14 protein-coding genes are annotated in these 14862 nt (G+C 71.2%); 7 read left to right on the top strand and 7 right to left on the bottom strand.

Translation table 11 applies throughout. The features are described from left to right. Positions 1-2 precede the first annotated feature (2 nt). The 3 genes from OHN19_RS15440 to OHN19_RS15430 form a co-directional block, all read right to left on the bottom strand. Positions 3-251: a hypothetical protein gene (locus OHN19_RS15440; protein ID WP_330264749.1), complete on the bottom strand. Its 249-nt coding sequence runs from the start codon at positions 249-251 to the stop codon at positions 3-5. A 43-nt stretch (positions 252-294) separates the two neighbouring features. Next, a complete protein-coding gene (locus tag OHN19_RS15435; RefSeq protein WP_330264748.1) occupies positions 295-804 on the bottom strand; it encodes a sigma factor-like helix-turn-helix DNA-binding protein in 510 nt (169 codons plus the stop codon). 142 nt (positions 805-946) lie between these two features. Continuing rightward, the gene (locus tag OHN19_RS15430; RefSeq protein WP_209440215.1) at positions 947-1450 is read right to left on the bottom strand and encodes a MarR family winged helix-turn-helix transcriptional regulator; all 504 of its coding nucleotides are present in this window, start codon (positions 1448-1450) and stop codon (positions 947-949) included. Positions 1451-1613: 163 nt separating this feature from the next. On the opposite strand from OHN19_RS15430, the gene ilvA reads away from it, so the two are divergent. The 3 genes from ilvA (at position 1614) to OHN19_RS15415 (ending at position 4765) form a co-directional block, all read left to right on the top strand. Next, a complete protein-coding gene (gene ilvA, locus OHN19_RS15425) occupies positions 1614-2843 on the top strand; it encodes a threonine ammonia-lyase (RefSeq protein ID WP_330264747.1) in 1230 nt (409 codons plus the stop codon). A gap of 144 nt (positions 2844-2987) precedes the next feature. Further along, positions 2988-3968 carry an ATP-binding cassette domain-containing protein gene (locus OHN19_RS15420; protein WP_330264746.1) on the top strand — a complete coding sequence of 327 codons (981 nt, stop codon included), beginning with the start codon at positions 2988-2990 and terminating at the stop codon, positions 3966-3968. Further along, the gene (locus OHN19_RS15415; protein ID WP_330264745.1) at positions 3965-4765 is read left to right on the top strand and encodes an ABC transporter permease; all 801 of its coding nucleotides are present in this window, start codon (positions 3965-3967) and stop codon (positions 4763-4765) included. Before OHN19_RS15420 ends, OHN19_RS15415 begins: the two co-directional genes overlap by 4 nt. Before the next feature lie 68 nt (positions 4766-4833). Here OHN19_RS15415 and greA read toward each other — a convergent pair whose 3' ends face one another. Beyond that, on the bottom strand, positions 4834-5334 hold the full coding sequence (gene greA, locus OHN19_RS15410; protein ID WP_330264744.1) for a transcription elongation factor GreA: 501 nt from the start codon (positions 5332-5334) through the stop codon (positions 4834-4836). A 192-nt stretch (positions 5335-5526) separates the two neighbouring features. Continuing rightward, the gene (locus OHN19_RS15405; RefSeq protein ID WP_330264743.1) at positions 5527-5925 is read right to left on the bottom strand and encodes a DUF4307 domain-containing protein; all 399 of its coding nucleotides are present in this window, start codon (positions 5923-5925) and stop codon (positions 5527-5529) included. A 136-nt stretch (positions 5926-6061) separates the two neighbouring features. Between OHN19_RS15405 and mca the strand changes: the two genes are divergently transcribed. Both mca and OHN19_RS15395 read left to right on the top strand, forming a co-directional pair. After that, positions 6062-6922: a mycothiol conjugate amidase Mca gene (mca, locus tag OHN19_RS15400; protein WP_330269621.1), complete on the top strand. Its 861-nt coding sequence runs from the start codon at positions 6062-6064 to the stop codon at positions 6920-6922. Then, positions 6915-7220, top strand: a complete 306-nt coding sequence (locus tag OHN19_RS15395) for a hypothetical protein (protein ID WP_330264742.1) — start codon at positions 6915-6917, stop codon at positions 7218-7220. The genes mca and OHN19_RS15395 overlap by 8 nt, the downstream gene beginning before the upstream one ends. Before the next feature lie 175 nt (positions 7221-7395). Here OHN19_RS15395 and OHN19_RS15390 read toward each other — a convergent pair whose 3' ends face one another. After that, the gene (locus tag OHN19_RS15390; RefSeq protein WP_330264741.1) at positions 7396-10602 is read right to left on the bottom strand and encodes a tetratricopeptide repeat protein; all 3207 of its coding nucleotides are present in this window, start codon (positions 10600-10602) and stop codon (positions 7396-7398) included. Positions 10603-10998: 396 nt separating this feature from the next. Here OHN19_RS15390 and OHN19_RS43925 point away from each other — a divergent pair, with 396 nt between their 5' ends. Together OHN19_RS43925 and OHN19_RS15385 are read left to right on the top strand one after the other, a co-directional pair. Continuing rightward, on the top strand, positions 10999-12108 hold the full coding sequence (locus OHN19_RS43925) for a recombinase family protein (protein WP_419249522.1): 1110 nt from the start codon (positions 10999-11001) through the stop codon (positions 12106-12108). Continuing rightward, entirely contained in the window at positions 12086-14116 is a 2031-nt protein-coding gene (locus tag OHN19_RS15385; RefSeq protein ID WP_330264740.1) for a thioredoxin domain-containing protein, read from the top strand. Before OHN19_RS43925 ends, OHN19_RS15385 begins: the two co-directional genes overlap by 23 nt. Here the strand turns inward: OHN19_RS15385 and OHN19_RS15380 are convergent. Then, complete coding sequence (locus OHN19_RS15380; RefSeq protein WP_330264739.1) at positions 14113-14850, bottom strand: Mut7-C RNAse domain-containing protein; 738 nt, start codon at positions 14848-14850, stop codon at positions 14113-14115. The genes OHN19_RS15385 and OHN19_RS15380 overlap by 4 nt on opposite strands. Positions 14851-14862: the final 12 nt, after the last annotated feature.

Here is a 14862-nt window from a genome sequence, read left to right as displayed (position 1 = left end):
ATTCACCAGCCCGTCATCGGTGGAGTCGTCGTGGACGGCGGCTCCACCCACGGGCGCGCGGTCAGCGCCCACACCGCGAACGCCACACTCGTCGCGAACAGCGCCAGCCACATCAGCCGGCGCGCCAGGACCCGGCGCCGCAGCATGCGCGTCCCACGCCGTACGACGTCCCCGTACAGGTCCGCCGGCACCTGCGGCGTCGCCCGCTCCATGAGCTGCCGCACGGCCGCCTCACGCTGGCTCCGGTTCACGTGTGCCTCCCCGGGCGCCCTGGGTGTCTCATGAGCGGGTGTCTCATGACGCGGCCACCTTCGCCTTCGCGCCGACCACCGCCGACGCGGTCCGGCGCGGGGGGTGCAGGAGGCTCGCCGTCGCCCGGTCGCAGATCGTGCGGACGCGTTCCGTGGGCAGGCCGAGCAGGGCCGCCGCCTGCTGCTCGGCGACGCCCTCGTAGAGGCGCAGCACCACGATCAGACGCTCCTGCGGGGCCAGCCGGGCCAGCGGACTGGTGGGGTGCGGGCGGCCGCGGAGCAGGAGGCCGTGGCGGCGCCAGGCCCCGTGCGCGAAGCGCAGCGCCAGGTACTGGCGGGCCCGGTCGTAGGGGTCCTCGCCGCGCAGCCGGTCCCAGCACGCGTACGTGTGGGCGAGCGCCAGCGTCAGCAGGCGTCGCGCGCGCGGGTTGTCGTCCGGCGCCTCCGCCGTCAGGAGCGTGGCGGTGTGCAGCAGCCGCCCGGACGCGCCCGCGACGAACGCCTCGAACTCCCGGGCCCGACGCGTGCCCTGGACCGCCTGCCGTTGCCGCACCGCACCTCCCGCCGCCCGCGGACGGTCGTACGACGGCTTCGCACGACCACGAGAACCCGGTCTCGAAGGCCCCCCGGTCTCATATGAGGCCCGGCGCGCCCGTCCGGTCAAGAGGTGGGGCGACACGCGCGTGTGCGGGCGGCTAGGAGGACTGGGCCTCCGGCCCCGGGACGCCCTGGGCGGCCATCCGGGAGGAGAGCGCCGTGTTGAAGCGCGTGAGGAGCGTGCAGAACGCCTCGCGCTCCTCGGGCGCCCAGTCGTGTGTCAGCTCGGCCATCAACTGACGCCGGGAGGAACGCACTTCCTCCAGCCGGGACTGCCCGCGCGGGGACAGCTGGAGCACCACGGCGCGCCCGTCCTCGGGGTGCGAGGTGCGCTTGACCAGCCCGGTGTCGACGAGCGGGGCCACCTGCCGGGTGACGGTCGACGAGTCGATCCCCATGCTCGCCGCGAGCGCCTTGACGCCCATCGGTCCTTCCTTGTCGAGCCGGTTGAGCAGCAGGTACGCGGCACGGTCCATGGAATTGCGCACCTGCCCCACCCCGCCCAGCCGGGTCTGTTCGGCACGACGGGCGAAGACCGCCACCTCGTGCTGGAGCGTGTCGAGGAGACCGGTGTCACCGACGGTCGTCATGTCCATCGACATTTCAGGTGTTGTGGGCATGGCCGGAGGCTCACTTCATGAAGGGGGAGCTGGATTGGGGGACAGAGTACGCGGCCGGGAGGCGAGCCGTACCAGCGCTGCGCAAACCCGTCTCGGACGTTGGTCACAGCGCGAGTCCGCACGTGTGAACTGCGAGACTTGAGTCATGAACTACCGCAAGGCCCGCCCCGTGCCGCCGGTGACGCTCGACGACGTGCGCGGCGCGCAGAAGATGCTGTCGGGCGTGGCGCGGACGACCGCGATGGAGGGCAGCCGCCATCTGAGTCAGCTGGTGGGCGCGCCGGTGCACTTCAAGTGCGAGAACCTCCAGCGCACGGGGTCCTTCAAACTGCGCGGCGCCTACGTCCGGATCGCCGGGCTGCTGCCCGAGGAGCGGGCCGCGGGCGTCGTGGCCGCGAGCGCCGGCAACCACGCGCAGGGCGTCGCCCTGGCCTCCACCCTGCTCGGCGTGCGCTCCACGGTGTTCATGCCGAAGGGTGCCCCGCTGCCGAAGATCAGTGCGACCAGGGACTACGGCGCCGAGGTGCGCCTGCACGGCCAGGTGGTCGACGAGACGCTGGCCGCCGCCCAGGAGTACGCGGCCGAGACGGGCGCGGTGTTCATCCACCCCTTCGACCACCCCGACGTCATCGCGGGCCAGGGCACGGTCGGCCTGGAGATCCTGGAGCAGTGCCCCGAGGTGCGCACGATCGTCCTCGGCATCGGCGGCGGCGGACTCGCGGCCGGGGTCGCGATCGCCGTGAAGGCCCTGCGGCCCGACGTGCGGATCGTGGGCGTGCAGGCGGCGGGCGCGGCCGCGTATCCGCCCTCGCTGGCGGCCGGGCGCCCGGTGTCGATCGAGAACCCGGCGACGATGGCCGACGGCATGAAGGTCGGACGGCCCGGTGACGTGCCGTTCGGGATCGTGGAAGACCTGGTGGACGAGGTCCGTACGGTGACGGAGGACGAGCTGTCCGCCGCGCTGCTGCTGTGTCTGGAGCGGGCCAAGCTGGTGGTCGAGCCGGCCGGGGCGAGCCCGGTCGCGGCCCTGCTGAGCGACCCGGGCGCCTTCGAAGGACCGGTCGTGGCCCTGCTGTCCGGCGGCAACGTCGATCCGGTGCTGCTCCAGCGCGTCCTGCGCCACGGCATGGCCGCGCAGGGCCGCTACCTGGCCGTACGACTCCGTCTCACGGACCGGCCCGGTGCCCTCGCGACGCTTCTCGGGGTGTTGTCAGTGGTCGACGCTAATGTCCTCGACGTGAGCCACGTCCGGACCGATCCACGGCTCGGGCTCGCGGAGGCGGAGGTCGAGCTGCACCTGGAGACGAAGGGGCCGGAGCACTGCGCCGAGGTCGGCCGCGCCCTGCGCGAAGCGGGCTACACCGTCATCGACTGAGGTCACGGACTCGGGTTCACTCGTTCGGGTAAGTCCATTGAGAGACGCGATACATCGCGTTATGGTGTGTGTGGAAAACGGAAGGCGGAGGACGTCGCGCCTACCTAGGCTTTCCCAAGAATCCCCGACGACGTGGAGACTCATATGCCAGGCGCCATCTACGCCGAAGGCCTGGTCAAGACCTTCGGCGACGTAAAGGCTCTGGACGGCGTCGACCTCGATGTCCCGGAGGGCACCGTCCTGGGCCTCCTCGGACCGAACGGCGCGGGCAAGACGACAACCGTCCGCTGTCTGACCACCCTGCTCAAACCCGACAGCGGCCGCGCGGTCGTCGCGGGCATCGACGTGCTCAAGCAACCCGACGCGGTCCGCCGCTCAATCGGCCTCTCCGGCCAGTTCGCCGCGGTCGACGAATACCTCACCGGCCGCGAGAACCTCCAGATGGTCGGCCAGCTGTACCAGATGAAGGCCAAGCAGGCGAAGGTCCGCGCCATCGAGCTGCTGGAGCAGTTCGACCTCGCCGACGCCGCCGACCGCCCCACCAAGACCTACTCCGGCGGCATGCGCCGCCGCCTCGACCTCGCCGCCGCCCTGGTCGTCTCCCCGCCCGTGATGTTCATGGACGAGCCGACGACAGGCCTCGACCCGCGCAACCGCCAGATGCTGTGGGAGGTCATCAAACAGCTGGTCTCCGGCGGTACGACCCTCCTGCTGACCACCCAGTACCTGGAAGAGGCCGACCACCTCGCCCACGACGTCGCCGTCGTGGACCACGGCCGGGTCATCGCCCAGGGCACCTCCGACCAGCTCAAGGCCCGCACCGGCGGCGAGCGCGTCGAGGTCGTCGTGCACGAGCGCGAGCACATCCAGACCGCCGCGGAGGTGCTGCGCGGCTTCGGCAAGGGGGAGACCACCGTCGAGGACCACATGCGCAAGCTCACCGTCCCCGTGAGCGGCGGCGCGAAGCTGCTCGCCGAGGTCATCCGCGAGCTCGACACCCGCGGCATCGAGATCGACGACATCGGACTGCGCCGACCCACCCTCGACGACGTCTTCCTGTCCCTGACGGGACATGTGGCCGAGGCCAAGGACGAGGAGAGCGACGAGAAGGAGACCGCCAAGTGAGTGCCGTCAGTGATTCCCTGGTGATCACCCGCAGGAATCTGATCCGCATGAGCCGGATTCCCGAGATGATCATCTTCGGCCTGGTCCAGCCGATCATGTTCGTGGTGCTGTTCACCTACGTCTTCGGCGGCTCGATCCAGGTCGGCTCGTCCACCTCCACCCAGGCCTACCGCGAGTTCCTGATGGCCGGCATCTTCGCCCAGACCGTCACCTTCGCCACGGCGGGCGCGGGCGCCGGCATCGCCGACGACATGCACAAGGGCCTCATCGACCGGTTCCGCTCCCTGCCCATGACCCGGGGCGCGGTACTGACCGGCCGGACCATCGCCGACCTGGCCCAGACGGCGCTCACCCTCGTCGTCCTGGCGATCGTCGCGGTGATCGTCGGCTGGCGCACCCACGAGAACGTCGGCAAGGTGCTCGCCGGATTCGGTCTGCTCCTGCTGCTCGGATACGCGTTCTCCTGGATCGGCGCCCTCATCGGCCTGTCCGTGCGCACCCCCGAGGCGGCGACCTCAGGCGGTCTGATCTGGCTGTTTCCGCTGACGTTCATCTCGAACGCCTTCGTGGACGCCAACCAGATGCCCACGTTCCTGAGACACATCGCGGAGTGGAACCCGTTCAGCGCCACCGTGCAGGCGTGCCGCGAGCTGTTCGGCAACCTCCCGCCGGGCTTCCAGGCCTCCGACGCCTGGCCCATGCAGCACCCGGTGTGGGCCTCGCTGATCTGGTCGGTCCTGATCATCCTGGTCTTCCGCACCCTGGCCGTCCGCAAGTACCGGCGGGCACACGGCTGAGCACATGACGCGGCCCCCGGCGCCGTGGCGGGCGCCGGGGACCGGTCAAGGGCGGGTAGGCGGCCGGGTCAGCCGCTGTAGGGCTCGGCCTTGAGGATGGTGACGGAGGCCTTCTTGCCGTTCGGCAGTTCGTACTCCGCGTCCTCACCGACCTTGTGGCCGATCACGCCGGAGCCGAGCGGGGACTGCGGTGAGTAGGTCTCGACGTCCGCGCTCGCGTACTCGCGGGAGGCGAGCAGGAAGGTCATGGTGTCGTCCTCGTCACCGTCGAAGGCGATGGTCACGACCATGCCGGGTGCCACGGTGCCGTCCGCGGACGCCGGAGCCTCGCCGACCTTGGCCTTCTCCAGGAGCTGGGTCAGCTGGCGGATGCGGAGCTCCTGCTTGCCCTGCTCTTCCTTGGCCGCGTGGTACCCGCCGTTCTCGCGCAGGTCGCCCTCCTCGCGCGCGGCCGCGATCTTCGCGGTGACTTCCTCGCGCGCGGGACCAGACAGGTACGCCAGCTCTTCCTTGAGCTTGGTGTACGCCTCCTGCGTAAGCCAGGTGACGTCTTCGCTGGTCTGGGTCACAGGTGCTCCTCGTAGGTACTGGGAATACAAAGCATCGCCCTACCCAGAAGAATGTTCCTTCACGGAAGGGCGAAACCACGAGCCTAACAATTCAGGAGCCGAAGGGGGAGGACATAAGCCATCAGAAATACGTCGGCGCAGCTCAGCGGCTCCCGGCCGAGGGTGACGCCGGTGGTGGGGCGGGTGGTGACGTCAGTCGGCGTGACAGCCCAGCAGCTCGGCCGTGGTCCCGGGGGCCGTCGTACGGAGGGTGACGAGCTTGTCGATGCGGGTGGCGTCGCCGCCGAAGCGGAAGTCGGCCCGGCCCACCTCGGAGCCGTCCGCCGCCTGGGAGCGGACCGTGCAGTAGCCGGAGGTGCCGGAGTCCTTGCGGACCTCCAGATGCACCTCGACCGCGGACTTCTTCGCGTCGAAGGCGATCACCTCGCCGCTGATCTTGTTCTGGCCCACGTAGTGATAGGCGAAGTAACCGATCAGCACGAGCAGGAGGGTGCCGAGCACGGCACCGGCGATCCTGAGCCTGTGGTCGGCACGCTCGTCCGAGGAACGGCCGTAGCGGCCCTCGGGCAGCTGAGTGCTCGCCGTACTCATGATCGTCTCCTGGTAAACCAAGACCGTGGAATGAAAAGCCCCCCGATTCGGTCACTATAGAAGCCGCCGTTCGCACCCGAAGACACCGGGGGCGCCGACTTACGAGGATTGAGTCTTGACTGACCAGCTGCGACTGATGGCCGTGCACGCCCACCCCGACGACGAGTCGAGCAAGGGCGCGGCCACCATGGCGAAGTACGTGTCCGAGGGGGTGGACGTGCTGGTCGTGACCTGCACGGGCGGGGAGCGCGGCTCCATCCTCAACCCGAAGCTCCAGGGCGACAAGTACATCGAGGAGCACATCCACGAGGTACGCAAGAAGGAGATGGACGAGGCCCGCGAGATCCTCGGCGTCAAGCAGGAGTGGCTCGGCTTCGTCGACTCCGGCCTGCCCGAGGGCGACCCGCTGCCGCCGCTGCCCGAGGGCTGCTTCGCGCTGGAGGACGTCGACAAGGCGGCCGGCGAGCTGGTGAAGCAGATCCGCGCCTTCCGTCCCCAGGTGATCACCACCTACGACGAGAACGGCGGCTACCCGCACCCCGACCACATCATGACCCACAAGATCTCGATGGTGGCGTTCGAGGGCGCGGCGGACACCGAGAAGTTCCCGGAGGCCGAGTTCGGCCCGGCGTACCAGCCGCAGAAGCTGTACTACAACCAGGGCTTCAACCGACCCCGCACCGAGGCGCTGCACAACGCGCTGCTCGAGCGGGGCATGGAGTCGCCGTACGGGGACTGGCTCAAGCGGTGGGACGACTCGCCGATGCGCGACCGCACCCTGACCACGCACATCCCGTGCGCCGAGTTCTACGAGATCCGCGACAAGGCCCTGATCGCGCACGCCACCCAGATCGACCCCGACGGCGGCTGGTTCAAGGTCCCGCTGGAGATCCAGAAGGAGGTCTGGCCGACGGAGGAGTACGAGCTCGCGAAGTCCCTCGTCGATACCTCCCTCCCCGAGGACGACCTCTTTGCGGGCATCCGCGACAATGCCTGACATGAGCGCAAGCGCAAGCCTGGCAATGACGCACGTCGTGACCTTCGCCCAGGAGGTCGACGAGGACAAGGTCACCCCCGGCGTCCTCGGCTTCATCGTCTTCGCGGCGATGGCCTTGGCGGTGTGGGCCCTGATGAAGTCCATGAGCAAGCACATGAACAAGGTCGACTTCAAGGAGACCCCGGACGACGCCGCCGTCGGCGACGGCACGTCCGAGAAGGAGACCGCCGCCCAGGGCACGGCAGGCCGGAGCACCACCGAGGGCCCGTCCGGCAAGCCCGCACCCGGCAAGGGCTGACCGCACGACCGCGGCGGGAGGGTCACGCACAATCCCTCCCGTCGACGGCCGCACGCGGCCACCGAACGCCGAGCGGCCGGTGTCCGAGGACCCGCGCCGTCGAATCAGACAGGCAGCGGATGCCGTAGCCCGCGCGCAGAGGGCCCGCCACGGCTGAGCCGTCCCCGCCGAACCCTCACGGAGACGGAGCCGTCGCCGTCACCCCCATCACCTCCCGCGCATGCCGGTTCGGGACCATGCCCAGGCGCCAGGCCTGCCAGCCTGCCTCCAGGTTCACGCCGCGTTCCAGGAGCAGGGTGTAGGCCTCGACGTACTCGTCCAGCTTGCCGTCGCGGGTGGTGTGGCCGTTGCGGGCGAGGTCGGCGAGTTCCTCCGCCGCCACCGCCGAGCCCACCTCCACCCCGCCCGGCGCCGCGTACGGCAGCAACGTGCAGCGCAGGAAGCGGGCCCAGTCCTCGCCGCGGCGGTCGCCGTAGGAGGTGAACAGGGCCGTCGCCTCCTCGCACAGGGCGAGGGCCTGAGGCGTACGGCCGTTGCCCGCGTCGACCACCGCGAGTTCCAGGCAGGTCCAGGCCTCGCCATGAGCGACACCGATGCGCTGGAAGTCGGCCCGGGCGTCGACCAGGAGCTGGCGCGCGAAGCCGGAGTTGCGCAGCGAGCCGGTCTGCGCGGCGCGCTGGTCACGGGTGACGCGGGCCGAATGGTGCCGGGCGCAGGCCAGGCCGTAGACGTCCCGCATACGGGAGAACATCGTGCGGGAGCGTTCCAGTTCGCGGACCGCGAGGTCCAGGTTGCCCGTCTCCTCCAGCGCCTGCCCCAGGTAGTACACCGTCCACGCCTCGCCCCGCGCGTCCTCGTTGTCGCGATGGCGGGAGGCCGCCTGGCGCAGCCCGTCCACCGCCGCCGACGGGTCCCCGGCCACCAGACGGGCCCGGGCCAGCTGGGTCAGCGCCCACGCCTCGCCACGGGCGTCGCGAGTACGGCCGTACAGGTCGAGCGCGGTCCGCAGTTCCGACTCGGCGCGCGATATGTCACCCATCCGCAGGCTCAGCTGGCCGAGCTGGAAGTGCGCCCAGGCCTCGCCGTGCACCGACTCGCCCGCGCGGTGCAGGACCAGGGAGCGGGTGAGCAGGTCCAGGGAGTCCGCCACCCGGCCGCGGTCGCGTTCGACGGCCGCCAGGGCGTGCATCGTCCAGGCCCGGTCCGTGGCCAGCTCGGGCGGCGACTGGAGGGCCAGCGCCTCCTGGAGTCTCGCGGCCGCCTCCGCCAGATTGCCCTGGTGGTGCAGCGTGATGCCCAGGGAGCACAGGGCGCGCGCCGCGCCCGCGTCGTGATGGGCGTCCATGTAGAGGTCGACCACCGAGGTCAGCGTGGTGCGGGCCTTGTCCAGTTCGCCCAGCTGACGGGCGGCGATACCGGTGCGCCACTGCACCGAGCGGACCAGCAGCCCCTGGTCCACCGCCTGCGCCAACTCGCTGATCTCGCCCAGCCGGTAGAGGTCGCCGCGCAGCAGGCAGTAGTCGCACAGCGCGCCCAGGAGGTTCAGGACCGCCCCCTGGTTCACGCCCTCCGCGTGCCGCAGCGCCGCCGTGATGAAACTCGACTCGTCGTCCAGCCAGCGCAGCGCCTCGTCGAGGGAGGTGAAACCGTGCGGGCTGAAACGGTCCGAGCGGGTCGACATGTTGCCGTCCACCAGCCGCAGCACGGAGTCGGCGAGATCGGCGTAGTTGACGATCAGGCGTTCCTGCGCGGCCGTGCGCTCGGCCGGCTCCTCCTCGTCCAGGAGCCTGGCCTGGGCGAAGGCGCGCACCACGTCGTGGACGCGGTAACGGCTGCCGCGGACGTTGTCGATCAGGCCCGCGCGGGCCAGCGCGACCAGATGCCGGGTCGCCTCCGTCTCGTCGGTGGCCAGCAGCGCGGCCGCCGCGGCGGCACCGAGCGAGGCCCGGCCCGCGAGCGCGAGCCGACGCAGAAGCCGGCGGGCCGGCTCCGACTGGTCGGTGTAGCGCAGCCACAGGACGCGCTCGATCGGTTCCACCGGGCCGTACGCGCTGAGATCCGTGGCCAGTTGGCGGGGCGAACGGGGACCGAGGGACGAGCCCGCGATGCGCAGCGCCAACGGCAGGCCGCCGCACAACTCCCGGATGAGATCCGCCGATTGGGCGTCGTACGGGCCGGTGGCCGACTGCGCCGCCGCGTCCAGGAGCTCCTCGGCGCCCGCCGCGTCCAGGGCGTCCACCGGCAGTTCGTGCACCTGGGCGGCGAGGTCGCCCGGCAGGCCGAGCGGCCCGCGCGCGGTGACCAGGACCAGGCTGTCGGAACGCTCCGGGACCAGGACCCGGACCTGCTCGGGGTCCGAGGCGTCGTCCAGCACGATCGTCACCGGCAGGCCGGTCAGATGCTGGTGGTACAGCTCGCTCAACCGCTTGACCTGCTGGTCCGGCGAGGAACGCTCACGGAACAGCAGCTGTTCGCGCGGCGCGCCGAGCCGGTTCAGCAGGTGCAGCAGCGCGTCCCGGGTGGACAGCGGGGACTCTCCCTGGCTGTCGCCGCGCAGGTCCACGACACACGCGCCGCGGAAGTAGTCCTTGAGGTCGTGCGCCGCGCGGACCGCGAGTGCCGTACGGCCGCTGCCGGGCGGTCCGTGCAGCACGACCACCGTCGGCCGGGTCTCGGTGGTGGCACGCGAGGCCTGCACCCACTGCCGGATACGCCCCATCTCCACCCGACGGTCCGCGAACTCCCCGACCGGCTCCGGGAGTTGCCCGAACGACTGCTCCAGCACACTCCGCCCGCGGGCCGCCGCGCTCTTGTCGGTGCCGCGCAGCCGCGGACCGCCCGCCTTCTTCGGGCCGGTGGACGCGTTCAGCACCCGCTGCTGGTCGAGGAAGGGCCGGATGCCCCGCACCTCCAACGCGGTCAGCCACTGGAGCCGCAACTGCTCGGGGCCGCCGGGCTGGCCGAGCGCACCCGCCCGGTGGTGCGCGGCCGGCAGATGCGAGCCGGCCACCTTCACCACCGTCGCCGCCGCGCCCACGACCCCCACGACCACGCCCGCGCCCAGCGCGGTGCCCGTGTCGGTGCCTAGCGCGAGGTCGGCGACGGCTGCCGCGACCGCGGCAACCGCCGCCACCAGCAGGGGAGTTCCGGACGCCTCCTTCGCGTACCGCTGCCCGAAGGTGAGCTGCCCGGCCTGCGCCTCGTCCAGCGCCCGGGTGTACGCCTCGTACTCCTCCGCGGCCGACTGCGCCATCGCGTCCAGCGATCCACGGGCCCGCGACAGCAGTACGGCCCCGTCGACCCGCCCGCCCGACCGCCGCACCTCCTCCTCCACGGCCCGCCCCAACAGCCGCTCGGCTTCCGCCCGATGACTGTCCCGCATGTCACTTCCCCCTCCGGCGGCAACGGCTTCGCCTATGAGTGTCCTTCGGGGCGGGCGCGAGCGCGAGGGGGCAGCGATCATCCGGTTCGGCCGATGTGACCTTCGGATCATTCGCTCGTTTTCACGGCTGTAGTGCTGATGAGCGAATGGGGGATGTCGTGACTCGTTGGGAAGCGGGTGACTCGCGCGAGCTGATTCCGGTCCTGTCCTACGCGCGGACGTCGGAGGACGACCGGCAGCGCGACGGGCACGGCGTGCGCTTCCAGCTCCGGATCAACGAACGGACCGCTCGCCGACACGGCTGCGTGGTGGTCGCCTCGTACAGCGACAACGGCCGCAGCGCATCCAAGGAGGGCGTGGTGAGGCCCGGGTTCGAGCGTCTGCTCGCGGACCCTGGTGCGCGGGTGCACCGACGGCGGTCAGCCCATCGCGGGCGTCGTCTGTGCGGCGGACGACCGGCTCTATCGCCGGGTCGAGGATCTGGCCAGGTATCTGGCTGCCCTGACCGGTTCGCCGGGCCGGATCCACCTTGACCAGGAAGGTGTTCGAGATCCGTACTCGCGGGAGGGGGTGAGTCGAGCGGTGCGTTCGTTGGATGCGGCCGTCAGCGAGACCCGTGTCAGGAGTCGACGGTTGACGAACTGGCACTGGGCTCGCGCCGTCGAGGGGCTGCCCCACAGCGGGCCGCGGCCCTTCGGGTGGCTGGACGACAGAGTCAGGCTGCACCCCGAGGAGGCGGAGCTCGTCGCTCGGGCGGTGGGCGAGCGGATCTCCGGGAAGCCGGTTCGGGCCATCGCACGCAGCTGGTGCGAGCTCGGGGTCACCGGCACCCGGGGCGGCAGACCCAACGGCCAGACGGTCACGCAGATCATGACCGCGCCCAGGGTGTGCGGCTATCGGGCGAACAGGGGAGCACTCCTGCTTGATCCAGAGACGGGAGTCCCGGTGCTCGGCCAGTGGGCGCCCATCGTGACCCCCGAGGTCTGGCAGGCCGTCTGTGCCACGTTCTCGCCCGGCAGCCTGTACCTGCACCGCGGCAGTGGGGCCCCGAGACGTACGGACCGCCCCCGACCGGAGCCCCGCCACCTGGGCACGGGATTCCTTCGCTGCGGAGCCCGGAGAGTCGACGGCATGGTGTGCGAAGGTGCCATGTGCGCCCAGAAGGGGCGGAGCAAAAAGAGCCCCTATGTGTACGCCTGTCACAGCTGCGATCGGTGCAGCATCAGCGGACCCTTGCTGGACGCAGCCCTTGAGCGGCTGCTTTTCGACGAACAGCGACAAGGGGCACTGCTGTCCGAGAACATCCGGCAGCGCTGGCAGAGCGACGAGATCCCTCTTGAGGAGAAGCGGGGGATCGTGGCGTCGGCATTGCGCCACTGCGTCGTCCACCCCCGGAGTGAAGGGGGAGCACGCGTGGGACTTCTCGCGCGTCCGGCCCGTTTGGCGTTGAGCGATTCAGGTGGTGGTCGGGCACGATGGGGACATGCCGAACCGACTGGCTCATGAGACGTCCCCCTACCTCCTCCAGCACGCGGACAACCCCGTCGACTGGTGGCCCTGGTCGGCCGAGGCCTTCGAGGAGGCGCGCAAGCGTGGCGTACCGGTGCTGCTCAGCGTCGGGTATTCGAGCTGTCACTGGTGCCACGTCCTCGCCCGGGAGAGCTTCGAGGACGAAGCGGTCGCCGCCTTCATGAACGAGCACTTCGTCAACATCAAGGTCGACCGCGAGGAGCGCCCCGACGTCGACGCCGTCTACATGGAGGCCGTGCAGGCTGCCACCGGGCAGGGTGGGTGGCCGATGACCGTGTTTCTCACGCCCGAGGCCGAGCCGTTCTACTTCGGTACCTACTTTCCGCCCTCGCCCCGTCAGGGCATGCCCTCCTTCCGGCAGGTGCTGGAGGGGGTGCGGGCCGCCTGGAACGACCGGCGGGACGAGGTCGCCGAGGTCGCCGGGAAGATCGTGCGGGATCTCGCCGGGCGGGAGATCTCCTACGGCGACTCGCAGGCACCCGGTGAGGAGCAGCTCGCCGCGGCGCTGCTCGGGCTGACGCGGGAGTACGACGCGCAGCGCGGCGGGTTCGGCGGGGCGCCGAAGTTCCCGCCGTCCATGGTCGTGGAGTTCCTGCTGCGCCACCACGCCCGCACCGGCGCCGAGGGCGCGTTGCAGATGGCGCAGGACACCTGTGAGCGCATGGCCCGCGGCGGTATCCACGACCAGCTCGGCGGCGGTTTCGCCCGCTACTCCGTCGACCGCGACTGGGTCGTGCCGCACTTCGAGAAGATGCTCTACGACAACGCCCTGCTGTGCCGCGTCTATGCCCACCTGTGGCGCGCCACGGGTTCCGAGCTGGCCCGGCAGGTCGCTCTCGACACCGCCGACTTCATGGTCCGTGAACTGCGCACCGAGCAGGGCGGTTTCGCCTCCGCGCTGGATGCCGACAGTGACGACGGGAGTGGCAGGCACGTCGAGGGCGCGTACTACGTGTGGACGCCGGAGCAGTTGCGGGAGGTGCTCGGGGAGCGGGACGCCGAGCTTGCCGCGCGGTACTTCGGGGTCACCGAGGAGGGGACCTTCGAGCACGGGCAGTCGGTGCTGCAACTCCCGCAGCAGGACACCGTGTTCGACGCCGAGGCCGTCGAGTCGATCCGGCGGCGGCTCCTCGACGCGCGGGCGCGGCGGCCCGCCCCCGGCCGGGACGACAAGGTCGTCGCAGCGTGGAACGGTCTCGCCGTCGCCGCGCTCGCCGAGACCGGCGCCTACTTCGACCGCCCCGACCTGGTCGACGCCGCGCTCGGGGCGGCCGACCTTCTCGTACGGCTGCATCTGGACGAGCAGGCCCGGCTGTCCCGTACCAGCAAGGACGGTCAAGTCGGTGCCAACGCCGGGGTGTTGGAGGACTACGCCGATGTCGCCGAGGGCTTCCTCGCGCTCGCGTCGGTGACCGGGGAGGGCGTCTGGCTCGACTTCGCCGGGTTCCTGCTCGACCACGTGCTGAGCCGGTTCACGGGGGAGGGCGGCGCGCTCTTCGACACCGCCGCCGACGCCGAGCGGCTGATCCGGCGGCCGCAGGATCCGACCGACAACGCGGTGCCGTCCGGGTGGACGGCCGCGGCGGGCGCGTTGCTGTCGTACGCCGCGCAGACCGGGTCCGAGCCGCACCGCGCCGCCGCGGAGCAGGCCCTCGGGGTGGTCAAGGCGCTCGGGCCCCGGGTGCCGCGGTTCATCGGGTGGGGGCTCGCGGTGGCGGAGGCGAACCTCGACGGGCCCAGGGAGGTCGCGGTCGTGGGACCTTCCCTGACCGACCCGGCGACAAGGACCCTGCACCGTACGGCACTTCTGGGGGCCGCGCCGGGCGCCGTGGTCGCCGTAGGGACTCCGGACAGCGGTGAGCTCCCGCTGCTCGCCGACCGGGTCCTCGTGGGCGGCGAGGCCACCGCGTACGTCTGCCGGCACTTCACGTGTGACGCGCCGACGACGGACGCGGAGGCGTTGCGGGTGGCGCTGGGCGGTTAGGCGTCCGCCGGGCCGCCGAACTCGGTCAGGGCGCGCTCCACGATCGCCTCCAGCTGTTCGTGGTGGGCGCCCTTCCAGTACGCCCTGCCGCAGTCCTGGCACTGGGCGAAGACGTCGTACGACCGCTCGGTCCCGCCCTTGAGGCGGTCGGCGACCTCCTCCTTGGTGGCCTCCTTCAGCAGGCCGTTGCAGGCCGTGCAGCGGGACCACGGCTTCAGCTCGGGGCGGAAGCGGTCCAGGACGTCGTGGAGCTGGTCGTCGGGGCGGGTGCTGTAGACGTAGGCGCCGGCCCAGAGTTCCCTGCGGTGCAGCAGGCCCCGGTCGCGGCTGAGCATGACCCGCTTCTCGGTCGCGGAGCGGGTGGCGAGGGCGGGGTCGCCGATGTCCGTGGACTCGTACGCCGTGTCCACGCCGAGCAGGCGGAGCCGGCGGGCGAGGGTGCCGAGGTGGACGTCGAGGAGGAAGCGCAGCGGGGCGCCGGGGACCTGCTGGGGGCGGGTGACCGGCGTGATCTCCACCGCGTCGCCCGCTGCGGGGACGTAGGACCTCGGGACCTCGCGGCCGCCCACCCGCAGGGCGCCGACCTCGGTGAGCGGGACGCCGGTGGACTCGACGACATGGCCGAGGGAGGAGACCCCGTCGGTGGTGAGCGGGGTGGCTCCGCTCCGGCGTCCGTGCGGGAGGAAGAGGGCCAGTTCGGGGGCGAATTGGATGTGGATCTCCGGTGCGCTCACCCGGTCAGGATG

It is taken from the genome of Streptomyces griseorubiginosus (assembly GCF_036345115.1).
In the GTDB taxonomy this organism is placed as follows: domain Bacteria; phylum Actinomycetota; class Actinomycetes; order Streptomycetales; family Streptomycetaceae; genus Streptomyces; species Streptomyces griseorubiginosus_C.
This window is presented reverse-complemented; position numbering and strand designations above follow the sequence as displayed.

Excerpts from the sequence above, each read along its gene's own strand:
- mca (WP_330269621.1), top strand. The coding sequence starts at position 6,062 with ATGGCCGTGCACGCCCACCCCGACGACGAGTCGAGCAAGGGCGCGGCC.
- ilvA (WP_330264747.1), top strand. The coding sequence starts at position 1,614 with ATGAACTACCGCAAGGCCCGCCCCGTGCCGCCGGTGACGCTCGACGAC.
- OHN19_RS15420 (WP_330264746.1), top strand. The coding sequence starts at position 2,988 with ATGCCAGGCGCCATCTACGCCGAAGGCCTGGTCAAGACCTTCGGCGAC.
- OHN19_RS15385 (WP_330264740.1), top strand. The coding sequence starts at position 12,086 with ATGCCGAACCGACTGGCTCATGAGACGTCCCCCTACCTCCTCCAGCAC.
- OHN19_RS15390 (WP_330264741.1), bottom strand. The coding sequence starts at position 10,602 with ATGCGGGACAGTCATCGGGCGGAAGCCGAGCGGCTGTTGGGGCGGGCC.
- OHN19_RS15405 (WP_330264743.1), bottom strand. The coding sequence starts at position 5,925 with ATGAGTACGGCGAGCACTCAGCTGCCCGAGGGCCGCTACGGCCGTTCC.
- OHN19_RS15430 (WP_209440215.1), bottom strand. The coding sequence starts at position 1,450 with ATGTCGATGGACATGACGACCGTCGGTGACACCGGTCTCCTCGACACG.
- OHN19_RS15395 (WP_330264742.1), top strand. The coding sequence starts at position 6,915 with ATGCCTGACATGAGCGCAAGCGCAAGCCTGGCAATGACGCACGTCGTG.